The 14,525-nt window shown below is 39.5% G+C and carries 8 protein-coding genes; 4 read left to right on the top strand and 4 right to left on the bottom strand.

From position 1 onward, the window contains the following. The 3 genes from WAO84_RS08055 to WAO84_RS08045 are packed head-to-tail and all read left to right on the top strand — an operon-like array spanning nucleotide 1 to nucleotide 5,838. Nucleotides 1-3,090 carry a hypothetical protein gene (locus WAO84_RS08055; protein ID WP_340064986.1) on the top strand — a complete coding sequence of 1,030 codons (3,090 nt, stop codon included), beginning with the start codon at nucleotides 1-3 and terminating at the stop codon, nucleotides 3,088-3,090. A 20-nt stretch (nucleotides 3,091-3,110) separates the two neighbouring features. Beyond that, nucleotides 3,111-4,328, top strand: coding sequence for a hypothetical protein (locus WAO84_RS08050; RefSeq protein WP_340064985.1), 1,218 nt, complete (start codon nucleotides 3,111-3,113; stop codon nucleotides 4,326-4,328). Continuing rightward, on the top strand, nucleotides 4,318-5,838 hold the full coding sequence (locus WAO84_RS08045) for a glycoside hydrolase 5 family protein (RefSeq protein WP_340064983.1): 1,521 nt from the start codon (nucleotides 4,318-4,320) through the stop codon (nucleotides 5,836-5,838). Before WAO84_RS08050 ends, WAO84_RS08045 begins: the two co-directional genes overlap by 11 nt. 87 nt (nucleotides 5,839-5,925) lie before the next feature. Here the strand turns inward: WAO84_RS08045 and WAO84_RS08040 are convergent, their stop codons facing one another. Both WAO84_RS08040 and WAO84_RS08035 read right to left on the bottom strand, forming a co-directional pair. Beyond that, on the bottom strand, nucleotides 5,926-7,137 hold the full coding sequence (locus WAO84_RS08040; RefSeq protein WP_340064982.1) for a glycosyltransferase: 1,212 nt from the start codon (nucleotides 7,135-7,137) through the stop codon (nucleotides 5,926-5,928). 210 nt (nucleotides 7,138-7,347) lie between these two features. After that, nucleotides 7,348-8,589, bottom strand: coding sequence for an MATE family efflux transporter (locus tag WAO84_RS08035; protein ID WP_340064981.1), 1,242 nt, complete (start codon nucleotides 8,587-8,589; stop codon nucleotides 7,348-7,350). Nucleotides 8,590-8,759: 170 nt separating this feature from the next. On the opposite strand from WAO84_RS08035, the gene WAO84_RS08030 reads away from it, so the two are divergent. Beyond that, nucleotides 8,760-10,838 (top strand): tetratricopeptide repeat protein, encoded by a 2,079-nt coding sequence (locus tag WAO84_RS08030; RefSeq protein WP_340064980.1) that lies wholly within the window; start codon nucleotides 8,760-8,762, stop codon nucleotides 10,836-10,838. Between the two features lie 393 nt (nucleotides 10,839-11,231). Here the strand turns inward: WAO84_RS08030 and WAO84_RS08025 are convergent, their stop codons facing one another. Next, nucleotides 11,232-13,679: a DUF4114 domain-containing protein gene (locus tag WAO84_RS08025; protein ID WP_340064979.1), complete on the bottom strand. Its 2,448-nt coding sequence runs from the start codon at nucleotides 13,677-13,679 to the stop codon at nucleotides 11,232-11,234. A 132-nt stretch (nucleotides 13,680-13,811) separates the two neighbouring features. After that, complete coding sequence (locus WAO84_RS08020) at nucleotides 13,812-14,519, bottom strand: LytR/AlgR family response regulator transcription factor (RefSeq protein WP_340064978.1); 708 nt, start codon at nucleotides 14,517-14,519, stop codon at nucleotides 13,812-13,814. Between the last annotated feature and the right edge of the window lie 6 nt (nucleotides 14,520-14,525).

The following is a 14,525-nucleotide window of genomic DNA, read 5'->3' as shown; positions in this document are numbered from 1 at the left end:
ATGGAAAAACCAACTAACAAATATTTTATTGGTGCTTTATTACTCGCACTTGTTTTTCACGGTACAGGTATCTTCTACACTCTGGAGTACACCTATGATGCATTAATACATCTGTTTTTTGCAGATCACTATGCCACCAGTTGGTTTGAGCCCTGGGATTACAGATGGTACACAGGGTTTACTGTTTTTGGCTATCCGCCTTTGGTACATCAACTTATAGCATTGTTCTCATTTATTGGAGGGCTCAAATTTGGTTTGTTTACCGTGGCCATACTATCAGTAATACTCTTTATAACCGGGGTATATCGTTTTTCTCTGTTATTAACGGCTCACAAAAAAGCCGCAGGATATGCCGCTCTTCTTGCGGCATTCTCATCTTCTTTTGTAGAAACACTTCATATTTTCGGGCAGTTACCCAGTATTATAGGAATATCTGTTTTAATGCATGCGCTTCCCGAGATCTACCTGTGGATAAGGAAAGGGCGTTACCGTTATCTGGCTACTTCCCTGTCACTTATCTCGGTTACGGTTACTTCCCATCACGTTACTCCTATTTTTGGAATGGTGTTTTTCATTTTCCCTCTGTTGGGTATGGCAGTAATGGATACGGCCCGGGACCGGCTTAAAAGCTATAAAGAGGTCACCTTTCAAGAGTTTATTAAGTCGTTTAGATCTCTTGTTAAAAGAATGGTGGTTTTTGGTGTATTGTCACTCGTTCTTATTGTAGGTTGTATTCTTCCCTATTGGATCAACTCTAAGAATAACCCTATTACCCAGGTGCCCATTCCTCATGGTTCCCGTGATAACTTTCTGGAAGTAACCTCTTCGGGATTAGTATTCTTTTTAATTCCCTGGGGGGTCATACTTTTTATTTTACCCTATATTTTTTATCGCTACTACAGTAAACGTTTTTTGTTCTTTGGTTTTTCCATTAGCCTACTAACACTGCTGGGTACCGGGGGCACCACCCCGCTGCCTAAAATAATGCTGGGTGAAAATGCCTTTAATATCCTTACTCTGGACCGTTTTACCTTGTGGGCATCCATTATGGCACTCCCCATTTTTGGAGAGTTTGTATTTCGTTTTATAGAAGGCGACCTCAAATTGCTTTTACAAAACAAGCTGGGGGCTTTTGCACACCGCATACTAGGGGGGCTTATTACTGCTGCTTTTATTTTTATGACCATTTTCACTATGAGCTTAGGGTATTTCAGGCCCTCACAACCCCAAAAAATAAAAATGTTACCCATTATTAATTTCCTGGATCAGGATCAACATGATCGCTGGCGGTATCTCACATTGGGTTTTGGCGATCAAATGGCATGGCTCTCTGCAAAGACCAATGCACTCACAGTAGATGGTAATTATCATTCTGCACGACGGTTACCGGAACTTACCAGCCGCGCCGTAGAAAGGCTTGAGAATTCAAAATTTAAAGGGGTGGAAGGCATAGGCTCGCTGCAACAGTTTTTAACCGTACCCGAAAAGTATCATCTTAAATACATTTTTTCAAATGACAAATTCTACGATCCCATTCTCTACTTCTGCGGGTGGCAACGCCTCCGGCAACTTGAGAACGGCATTATGGTATGGGAGCGGCTCAACATCCCTCCTCTGCCCGCTATTTTACCAAAAGATGAAGCGCCTGTTTATCAAAAACTCATGTGGGGCAGTATCCCCCTCGCTACCATATTAATAGCTTTTGTTCTAAACATACAAATGGTATGGCTGCGCATCATTCGATCCCGAAACCTGGACAAGGCTAACTACATGAATTTTGGTATAAATTATCAAAGGTTTTCCAAAAATCTTTTGAGATTTTCAGGAGCGTGGACCGTTTTAGTAATAGCAGTAATGGCTTACGGAATGTATCTTTTCTATATACGGAATACATCTCAACTCTCTCCGGGAAATGTAGTAAAAGCCTATTACGACGCCCTCGACTTTAAAGAATTTAAAAAAGCATTTAGCTATATTGACCCCAAAAGCGGTGTAAACCTGGATCAATATATGCTTCAGATTTCGGTAAGTGACGGGCTTCTGAGCTCATATGCAAAATTAGATGCCATAGAAGTCATTCCCGAAGAAGTAACAGATAACTTTGCCAAACTTACTGCACATACGTATTGGATCACTCCCCTGGAGCGCATATATAAAGAGTACCGCATAGAGACGCTGAAACACAAAAACAAATGGTACTTAAAACCAATGGCGGTTCCAACCGATATTCCTCCGGATCAATTTTTTTCAAACAACCAAACCCAATTTTACAATCACGGACGCAGGCGAATTACTACCCAACAAACCCATCATGAAGATGTTCTTAAGCAGCCCGTTCTGGAAGTACTTCATGCACGATTAATAAAATATGATACCCGCTATGCCGTGATAGGTGAAGTACAAAATATAGATAACATTCCGTCTGATGTAACCCTTACGGCTACCTTATACAATAAAAGCGATAAAAAATTAGCGGCCTATAATGCCAAATATCATGTAAAACACAAACTCCTACCAAAAGAGACCAGCAGCTTCAGAATTGATTTTGAACGCATCGCCTGGGTAAAAACCTCAGACTCTGTTCCCGATACTTTTAACCCCAACGAGTTCACCCCGGTTGAATTGACCGAACTTCCTGTAAAATTTAACTTGCAGGTAGCCGGAAACGTATCTGCATCAGACCTCTACAAACAATTAAACCTGAATCATATTCAACAATCTAAAAATGGTATAGAAGGTACCCTTTTCAATGGCGGGCTACAGGAAGTAACTGTCCCGCAACTTCTTATTTCCTATTATGACCCGGAGAAAAAGCTGATCTGGGTAGATCATAAGTTCCTTAGTGAAGGACTGCGCCCCCAGCGTAAGCTGTCTTTTAACTTCAAGCCAAAGCTTCCAAATGAGATAGAAGTAATTAATGATCAAATGGATTATATTTTTATCAACGGACTCCCAAATGATGAGGCACCAAAAAAGTTGGTTCCCATTCGAAAAAAAGAACTCCACTGGTCCCCCTTACAGGCATGGCCCGGAAAGGGCTTTGAATTTATAAAAATTGAATTAAACAGTTATATAGGCAACCCCATATGAAGATCTTCCCGTTAACATATATGGTTTTCATTTTTCTGTCACTCATAACGGCAGGCATATACATATCAGGCACCCATACAGAAAATGACTTAAAAGTGAAACGGATATCTGCCATAAACACCTATTATACTGGAGATCCTATTAAACTCTCATTTCATGCTGTCAATGCAAAAAACCTGACCCTTTTCTGTCAAACGGCCTATGGAAGCACTCTGCTGGAAACACTTACCAATACTGAAAATACCGTTTTCTTAATTCCGGAATATCTTTCCAGAAGAGCAGGCAGGCTGACCTGGAAGCTGATAGGGGAACAGAACATTCTTTTACAGGGAGAACTTACTATTTTAGCTAACACAAAAAGTACCGCTTACCTAGAAGGTTATGCAGGACCCAGAATGCTACAGGCAGGTGGAACTGATCATTTTATGTTTGCCATAATTCCGGTAGATACACTGGACAACCCTTTGCCGGATAAAACAAAAGTAATTATATGGCAACAGTTCCAGGAAAAAGTGATAACCGATACCTTACGTACCCAACACCTGGTTGCATGGAAAAACACTTATTCACCTCAAAACTCAGGACGCATACTTACCACCGCCAAATGTAATGGCAGCACTTTTAAAGAACTCACCATAGATGTGTATCCTGCTTATCCTGAAAATTTTACGCTCAAGGCACATCGCAATCATAACTATGCTGATGGAAACCAAATCACTACATTTAAAACTTCTGTGATCAAAGACCCTTTTGGTAACATCATAGCAGATGGTACTATGGTAGTCTTTACCGTTACCAATAGTGATAACTCCCGTTTAACAGGATACGGGTACACGGTAAATGGCATTGCTCTTACCTCCATGCTTCACCCTGATAAAAAGAATGAGTGGAAAGTAAAAGCATATGTAGAGGGTATTGCGGAGAGCAATGAGATCTCTATTACGTATAACGATGCTGTTAAGGAGTTTCAAACCCGTTTTGATGCTCAGTCAGGAACCCTGGAAGTGGGCCCGGTTATGAGCTTTATGGGACAGCTTATACCTGATGGCTATGAAATACAGATAGAAACCCGAAAACAGGGCCTTTTTGTTGAAAGGAGCCTTATTCCAACCTATCAGGGCAAAGCATCGTTTAAATTTGCTCAAACCAAGTATCCCAAAGGGGAGTACTCGGTGCACATAGAGGCTGGAGGAATTAAAAAGAATATGAATATAGTGATTGGCGAAAATGAAGATTAATAAACAAATATACCGGGTACTTCTTGTGCTTTCCTTTTTATTGCTTAATGCCCTGATCCTGTTAGGCATAAGCAAAATACTGTCATATCTCAATTCAGGAGCAGAAAGAACTTCTATGTTGCGTCTGGGAATAGCAGAAGAAAGAATGCACCAACCCCTGCTTACGTGGGATACTCTTTCGTATGAAGGCAGACCTGTATCCATGCCCGCTTTACAACAAATTGAAAAAGATTATCTCAATGCCTGGTACACCCGACAGATTGCATACCAGTCAAATGACATATACGGAATAGAAGATTACTATACAGACAGTGCCCGGATACATTTGTACCATCTCATTAAAAGACATAAAATCAAGGATATTCACCTGGAAAGCAGTACCCTTACCCACCGGCCTAAATTGCATTTCTTCAGTGCAGATGGCAAAATGGTTTCATTTACAGATGAAAAAGTACAACGTTACGAACGCATCTTTAAAAATAATGAGGTGATCTATGCCTCCCGGGATACTGCCAATTACCGGGTATTAATGTTGTTTGAAGATGGTTTTTGGCGAATTCGCCACCTGGTAAAACAAACAGCAACCCATTTTGAAAATAATAACCAGAAACAAAGTAGTGCGTATAAGTTTCCGTTTTTTATTAAAGGTATTAATTACTATCCGCAAGATACCCCGTGGGATACTTTTGGCGACAGCTTTAATACAGATGTTCTCCAAAAAGATTTTGAGATCATTAAAAATGTCGGTTTAAATACCATACGTGTTTTTGTTCCTTATGAAGATTTTGGAAAAGTAAATGTGTCGCAAATACACCTTAAGAAACTATACAAACTTCTCGATGTTGCCGGTAACCAAAAGCTTAAGGTAATAATTACATTGTTTGATTTTTACGGAGATTATTCCGTGCTTAACTGGACCCTGACGCATCGCCATGCCCAACAGATAGTTGAGCATTGCCGTGACCACCCCGCCCTGCTTGCATGGGATATCAAAAATGAACCCGATCTTGATTTTGATTCCCGGGGTAAACAACTGGTACTTGACTGGTTACAGACCATGATATCACAAATTAAATATTTTGATCCTGAACACCCGGTAACTATAGGCTGGTCATCACCGGAAGCTGCCTCTCATCTTTGGGATGAAGTAGATTTTGTTTCATGGCATTTCTATAGAGATATAGAAGAGTTGGTTCCCGCCCTTAGAAAGTTAACAGCCCGTATTGGTAATAAGCCCCATATGTTACAGGAATTTGGCATGTCTTCATACCGGGGCATCTGGGCCCCTTTCGGAAACTCTGAAAAAGCTCAGAGCCAATATCACGAAAAAATGCAGGCATTTTTTAAAGAAGAAAAAGTACCCTTTATGTCATGGACACTCTATGACTTTAAAAATATACCTCCCGGTGTAACCGGAAGGTTACCATGGAGGCGAAACAAGCAAAAATATTTTGGTTTTATAGACCCTAACGGTAAAAAGAAAAAAGCCTTTACTCATATTTCTCACTAATTACCATAAATACGAATATCCATTACACAGTGGAAATGGATATTTGTACAAGGTGATTAAACCTCTCTATTAACTAACACAAAAAAACTAAAATGAGTCTGGGATTAATTGGGGGGCATTATTTCTTTTTTCAAGTATGGTTCTAAACTGTTCCAAATACATCGCGGTTATCTTATCCATAGGTAAAGAACAGGCCGCTACATAGTTTACCTGACCCAGAAGTATTCTTCTCAAATTATCGGTTACAATAGCTTCCAGGGCATCAGCAAGTGAAGATGCATCACCGGGGGTGAAAAACTCTCCGGCATACCCTTCTTCTCTGATTAGTATTCCCAGGTCACCAATATCTGGTAACACCACTGCTTTTCCATAACTTCCGGCCTGGTGCAATACGCCCGAGCTCCCAGTGGTAGATGTATAAGGAAATACAACAACGGCACTTTCATTAAAAAGTCGGGGTACATCTTCTTCTTCCACATAACCGGTAAAGGTAAGTTTGGGAACATGCGAATACTTTTCATGTACTTCCTTAAGATAACCGGGGGTGTTGGGGCTGTCTGTACCCGCTATTACAATTTCCAGGTCAGTTTGAATACGACTTCTCACCAATTCTACTGCTTCTATAAGTACTTCTACTTTTTTGTAAGTACCAAACTTCCCAAAAGCCATAATTTTCAAACTGCCTTCAGGAAGCTCAAATGAAGGTTCGGGGGGAACCTCAAAAGAGCCATGAGGTATCAGGACTACATTTCCTGTTTTATATTTTTTATTCAAGATCTCTACATATTTACTAATGGTAACAGCTACCACATCTGCGCACAATACAGTTCGTGTAAGCAGGGTCCCTATAAGTCCGTAGAGTTTTTGCAACCAACGGTTTCCTGTAAAACCAGCATTATCGAGATCTACCTGTTCAAGGATATTGTGTAGTAATACTATGGTAGGAATACCTCTCAATTTGCATAAAGCCGGTAAAAGTAACCCCAAAGCTGCAGGCACTTTTTTATCTCCGAATTTTAAGAATTGCAGGTTGAATAGAACTGCATCCGGACGAGTTTGTGAAATCGCCTTCTGTACGGTCCATACATTTGTATAGCTGTTAAAGCTCCAGCAGGGCTTCACAGTAACCTTACATCCTCCCTGGGTCATATCCAGGGTTCTCTCTTCATCAACTTCATCGGTTAACAGAATAAGCTCTTCTATTTCTTCCTGAAACTTAAAGCTCTTTACCAAATGATATCCATATTCGGTTAGAGTGACTTTACTGGGGGGGAGCGCAGTTATAATAGCTAATTTCATGAGTAAGATTTTAATAGGTTCTTCAATAATTATATAACAAAGATGCATATACTCCCTTTACTTTTCTTACGTTCTTCGATGAATAGAAGTTTACTGTAGTTCAATGAAGGTTCTCGGTAGATCAATTTAAAAAATATGATTTTCAAAGAAAACAGGGGCCAAAAGGCCCCTGAAAAACAACTTAAAAAAACCATAAAAAACATGAAAAAATTATTTTTTGAGTGTATATATCTGATAAAAAGTGAGTTGAACCCAAAATAGGAGCCCCATGACTATGATCTGCATAAGCACTACCTGCTCCAGGCTTTTGTGGTAAAAGAAAATTAATAGTATCTGACAAAAACCGGCCACTCCTGAAATCATAACGGGAATGTATTTTTCCAGAGAAAGAAAATAGTACACAAAAATATTTGAGATGGCAAACATAGAGGTAGCCAGAGCGTATTTCCATAAAAGCCCTCCTATTGCCAGGTATGCATCTCCAAACATAAGCGATACAACCATATCTGGGAAGAGCCAACAGGTAATTACAACAACCGCAGAGAGAAAACATACATATCCTGCATATTTTACCAGAATCTGTTTATGAGGTTGCCCGTCTTTTTCCCGTTTTACTACATCAGGCAGAAGCTGCATAACAAACATCCATGCAACAAAATAAACCATTCGCCCTATTAGGGCCAAAGAAGCGTACAAACCCGCTTCCATTGAGGTAAAGAAATGCTTTACCATGATAATGTCACTATTGTTAATAAGGATCTGGGTACACTCATAAAAACCTGTGATGAGTAAAAAATTTATAATTTTTCGATTATGGGTAAGTTCTTTGAACTGAAAAGCTTTTAAAGTACCTCCCGCAGGTTTCCTGAATGGTATTAACCCAAAGAAGAAGGATACCGCAATGCCTGTAGCCACCCATACCGAAGCAGCCGCAGTAAATAGCCAAAGCAATAGAAGTGTCACCAGCAAACGGCTCCACATTTCTGTTTGATAGGTAATGGTAAGCGGAACAAAAAGTTGTTTTCCCTGAAAAACACCGCGGTTTACACTTAATGCAAAATATACCGGAATACCAACACCAAAAACAATGAACATAAAACTGGACTGAGTATGAAAAAGTTGTTGAAGGTCTTTGGCAAATATAATAAGTAAGGTTCCTGCTATGCTCCCTGCCAATAAGGCATATTTATACATCATTGCATGAAAATAGCGAAATGTCTTATTTGAGAAAACAACTGAAAATTTTGCCGTACCCAATTGAAAGGTCATTGCCATAAACGATAAAATCAGTAAAAAGGTAATGAGCAGCGCAGCATCTGCAAAAGCCTCAGGCCCCAACATTCGTCCTAAAATTACATTGTACAGGTAATTGCCTGCATTTACCACGAATGCCCCCAGCATAAAAACTTTAGCCGGGGTAATTTTTGAAGTTTGTGTTCTTGATAGTAGCATTTTGTAGGCTTTTAATGATAGTTAGATGGTTTTTTTTTCAATTACTATACAAATATCTATTGTCAATAAACCGAATACTGGTATATTTCGATGAGATGCAGGAATCTTAAGATGAATATTAGCAAATGAATGTTTAACTTGTCGTTTGAAAATTCGCACTTCCTTTTTCTATGAACAAAAACTATTTGCTCAGTATTACCTTTTGTATTCTCAATGTGTTCTTTCTGTTTTCACAAGACTCCATGCAAACAGGCTTTGACCATTTGGAGGCAGGCCGCTATAAAGAAGCTGAAGTTTTTTTTCGGGCATATCTTGAAGTACATCCTGAAAATCGTACGGCAAGGCTCTGTTATGGCAGGGCAGTGGGTCTACATAACGATCCTGAACAGGCACTTACCATATTTAAAGAATTACTGGAGGAATACCCTGATGATACAGAGATCCAGCTCAACTTTGCAGAAGCACTTTTATGGGCTAAGCGATATACTGACGCAGAGGTTTATTATAAAGAACTGGTAACAAGATTACCCGGCAGCTTTCCCGCTACTCTGGGATATGCCAATACGTTATCAAATCTTAAAAAGTATGAGGAAGCACTCAAAATGGTAAATAAGGCCTTAATGCTAAGCCCAAAAAACCCGAATGCCATGCTCTCCAGGAAATACATACGTTTGGGTATTTCGGGAACACTCTTAACGAAAAAGAAGTACCAAAGTGCTATCGATACACTGAAAAAAAACCTTACTGATCTTCATGATGACAGAGAAACGCTTCTTTCTATGGCCAATGTGTATCTGATCATCAAAAAAACGGATAGTGCTATTGCCACTTACCGGCAAATGGCTAAAGATCGTAACGATTCCATAACCGCTCTCAACGGTATTGCTCTGGCACACCACATAAGCGGAAAAAGTAAAACTGCCTTACAGGTTGCGGAAAGTTCCCGAAAAAAAGCGGGTAGCATTGACAATGATGTACTGAAGTTTGATGTTGAAGAACGTTATATCCAGGCCCTGATATGGAATCGAAAATACACACCTGCGGAAATGTTAATCGATTCTATGGCTTCGATTACACCGGCAAATAACAGGGTACTGGCGCTAAAAGCTACTCTCCATTTATATCGCAGTGATTTCGGGAAAAGTACTGATGCATATCGCAAAATACTCAAAAGCGATAGTACTTCGTTCGATGCTAATCTTGGTATTGCCAATACGTACAAGGCCCGGGATCTTATTCGCAAAGCGTATCGGGCTGCTTACCAAACGCTCACCTTTTATGAAGGGCAGAAAGATGCAGAGGAATTTATACAAAAGCTGGACCGGCAGTTTACTCCTTTTGTAGAACAAAAGGCTTCTTATATGTTTGATAATGGAGAAAATGAAGCCTACAACACCCAGACCCGGCTCTCGGTACCTCTAAGTGTTACGTTCTCTTTGTTGGCAGATTACCGATATCGTAAAACAAAAAATGATATCACAGCCAGAGAAGCAGAAGCTAATGATTTTCTTTCGGGTTTTTCATGGAAAATGATCCCGAAACTGGAACTACTTGCACAGGGAGGCATTACCTCGGTTACCTCGTTCAATACAGATTATAGTCAGTTTTTGGCAGATGTTCGCCTGATCTCAAAACTTGTAAAACTCCAGGATCTGGAATTAGGGTATCGCAGAGAAATACAAAACTTTAATGCCGACCTACTCGATCGGGAAATCGTTACTAATAATTATTACATTAATCATAACATAAGCAGTAACTTTAACCTGGGGTGGTTTTTACAATACTTTTACACTACGCAAACTGACGATAATGAAAGGCACTTGCTTTTTACTTCTTTGTATTACAATGTTTTACGAAAACCTGCTCTTAAATTTGGTGCCAATTATCAATATATCTCTTTTAAAGACCGGGTTCCGGAAGCATATTTCAGTCCGAAACGTTTTCACGCTGTAGAAATTTTTACAGATCTTATTAAAAGTGAAGGTGAAACAACTGCCATATCCTGGTTTTATAATGTAAATGCAGCAGCCGGGTATCAATTTATAGAAGATGAGGAGAAACAAGCTACCTATAGGTTACAGGGGTACCTGGGCTATCAGTTCTCTGAAAGGTTCCTTATGTCGGTTTATGGCCTTCACAGTAATATTGCTTCGGCAACTGCGGCCGGTTTTACTTTTACCGAAGTGGGTATTCGACTTAAGTGGTGGTTTACGAAAAAGCCCCTTTTCAATACTTCCTTTCGCCCTTAATTCTCTCTGAAAATTCATATAAAAAAGAAAAGACCTGTAAAAAACAGGCCTGATCTAAGTATATATTAGGTAACCGATAAACAAATTCATGTGTACGCTGGTAGTCTGAACAAAACTGTATCACAAAATACTTTATAGTGTATTATGCTACAGATTTGCTTTCAGAATAGGTTTCATTATTTTTAATAACCACCATTTCTGAACTACCCTGCAGCGGATATTTCACGGTCTTGTTGAATTTCTTAAGTTGAGATTTACGACCCATTAAGTGGGCTCCAATGAATAAGACTAAGTAGCAAGCAAAAGCTATTAAATAGTACTCCATGATTTATAAGATTTAAGGCGTACGCAATATAATACTTTTTTTCAAACCTACATATCCATTCAACGAATTTATTGTACGATCAACTTTCCTTTAGCTAAAGTTCCAGATAAATTCACTATGGTATAAACATATATACCCGGACGTAAACTATCTTTAGCAAAACTAAAAGTATTGCTATCAATATCTGAATGTACATCTGCCCGTACCTGTCTTCCCGAAAGGTCAAATACATTCATTACCACATCTTTTGTAATGCACGGAAGAACTACGGTTGCAGATGATGTTACCGGGTTGGGATAGATACTTGTTTTAGCAGGCAATACTATTTTTTCTACGGGGGTTTCTTCTTCTCTAACTATTTCTTCCGGAACAAGCCTGTCTGTAAGGGCTAATTGATCGATCTGAATTGTGAAGGGGTCAAAGGTCTTATAATCTCCCTGAACTGAAAAAACTACCATTTTAATATCTGCCATAGATCTTAATGAAGAAGACACAAAATCTTCGAAAGGGATAACTACTTCTTCCTTTCCTGATACCTGGGGTAGCCGGTAGGTAAATCGTTCTTCCCAGACATGGGTTGCCGAAGTAACAATGCTAATCTCAATGGGCCGGTCTGTTTGTAAATACAGCGATAAGGATTTGAATGCACTCACATCCATAAACTGATGCCCCGGCAACAAAGTCCTGAAAACATTTACGGTCCCCATCACTTCACCCGAAAGTGCCATACTTCTTTCCAGCAAATGATCTTTCCTGTTTTTTATGGTATCCTGATGCGCATTGATCATAAAGGTATCGATACGGGTTTCCGTTTCCAGAAAATCCACACCCCAGGGGCCATCGGCCAGATAAAGTGCATCATACGCCTTACTGTTGCCAGGAGCCATAGAAAACCCTATATCAAAAATATATCCTACGGGTACCTGTACCTGCTCATAATAGCTACCTGTTAAAGGTACCTGAAACTCCAGACGTTCTTCAGGTGATTGTTCGGTTTCACGAATATTGCCGGTAAAATTAACGTAAGGCGCTTTACTTTTATTGATCAAATTAAGTTGCAGAAATCCATTATTGTACTTTCCTGCGGATACAAAAACATCGGGAATTAACTGTTCGTCAGCAGCTTTGGCAAATGGTTTCTCAAGGGCCAGTTCTGAAAGAATATGATTTGTTATACTACATACCTGGGGCATGGAAGAACCCCATATCTGGAAATTTTTGTAATCGCCTTCAGGATATTTATCAATATTCCAGAAACTATACAACTCATAAGTGCTTCCGGCATCTTTTACTGAAAAGCTCAATGCATATTCAGTTTCTCCTGCGGCTCTTTTTACTTTGGCGTATATAATTTTGTGTCCTTTCAGGTTTATGGTCCTTACATCTTTGAGAACTGAACTGTTAAGCCTGTCACAAATAACTTTGGAGTGATCATATACCCTGTCTTTTGTTACGGTGGCCAGTGCGGCTGAAACTCTGTTTTCAGACTGGTAATAGTCTATTGAAAATACTTCGGAAGCATTGGTTATACCCAAAAGGTCGTCCGGGCTGGAAATATATGAAGTTTCGGTTCCCTGAAATCCTGATTCAGGAAAATAGGAATACAAACTCGCATTAGTCCTGGAGCTTTTAAATGCTTTTTTCTGGTAGGAAGCCTGTAGCGCTTTTCTGTTTATAGAAGATGCATTTTGTGTCCTGCTAAAATTTCTTTTGGCTATAAGTGAAGCAAGATCTCCATTGCTTTCCAAACCACCGTCATTGGCAGAAGTAACTACTGTATAGTCGGTTATTAGACCTATATTTTCAGCAGAGATAGCCGAAAACGGATTGGCTGTTACGTAAAACAATGCATCGTTAAAATCATTGTCACAAGAACCATAATCTCTTCTTATATCTTCAAAACCTAGAATAATCCTTTCATTATCGGGGTCTGAAAGAAGTACATTGTGATACCGCAGTGACGGATCACTTTCAGGATTAAAATCGGGATTGGAGAAAAGCTTCCACAACCCGTTCCCTACAGAACCGTTGGACCATGCATTGGCAAGAAGCACCCAACCTATGCCGGTACCTGCTTCAAATGTGCCTATTTTTACTTTATTTCCTACCTCAAGACCTCCTCCGCTACCCCTGGCAGAAACGTTGGGAAATATAATGGTAATTTCTTCGGTATTGGGGGCACTGGTTCTGGGTTGTGAAGTATCATAGGTATAAAATCCAAGTACATTCTGGTAACCGGCTCCTTCACCCACGAAAGTAACCCATACCTCTGCGTCTTCACTAAGTATTACATCAGTATCATAGCCGGAAGATATGTATTGCGGATTATAATCTGGTACCGGAAAGCCTTCCGGGAGAGCAAGGTGTATGGTATCGAGGGTTTCCTGAGAAACTACATCTGAAACATCCAGATAATCAGGGACTCCATCAGAATCATACGATCCCAAAAACCGGTAGTTTTGGGAATAGCCTGTAAGACTAATTAAGCAAAGTAAAAAAAGTAATTTTAGCTTCATGACCCATAATTTTGATTACACCAAAACTATGAGATACCTGTAAGATTATTCCAGATAATCAGACCAGTGGAATATATGTGTAGATGAATGGATAAACACGGTAAGTTTATTCGTTTTCTACTTTTTAAGCGTTTACAGCAAATTCAGTCTTTTCATGAGTTCTGGTCTGCTGGAACGGCTTACAGGTATGACATCTTTTGCTATCAATACACTGTTATCTTCAATATCTATAATTCTCTTGAGATTAATAATATAGGATCTGTGTACTTTTAGAAAAAGATCATCGGGTAGTTTTTCTTCTATCTTTTTCATAGTAGAATGTACCAGGTAGTTCTTTCCATCTGTCTTAATGCTAATATAGTCTCCTTTGGCCTCGATAAGATAGATATCGGGAATATTGATCTTAATAAGCCGTCGGTCTATATTTACAAAAAGTTCGTTAATACCCGCATCGGCAGTTGTTGCCTGCGACTTCCCTTCAACCGAAAAGCTAAAGTTCTGAGCTTTTTGAATAGACTTAAGAAATCTGGGCGGATTAACGGGCTTCACCAAATAATCTACAATACATTCGTATTCAAAGGCATCTGTGGCAAAATCTTTATCAGAGGTAGTGACAATTATTTTTGGAGGATTTTTCAGGGTCTGAATAAAGTCAAAACCGGTAAAATCCGGCATGTGAATATCCAGAAAAATAAGATCTACCTCATTCTGGTTAAGGTATTTAATGGCCTGGATAGCATTGGGGAACTCTTCCAGAACATTTAATGTTTCCACATTTTTACAAAGCTGTCGCATGATGGCTCGTGCAGCAGCTTCATCATCTACAATGATACAGTTCATAACATA

It is taken from the genome of Ascidiimonas aurantiaca (assembly GCF_037646345.1).
Taxonomy (GTDB): Bacteria; Bacteroidota; Bacteroidia; order Flavobacteriales; family Flavobacteriaceae; genus Ascidiimonas; species Ascidiimonas aurantiaca.
The sequence above is the reverse complement of the archived record's forward strand: the minus strand, read 5'-3'. Positions and strand labels throughout refer to the sequence as shown.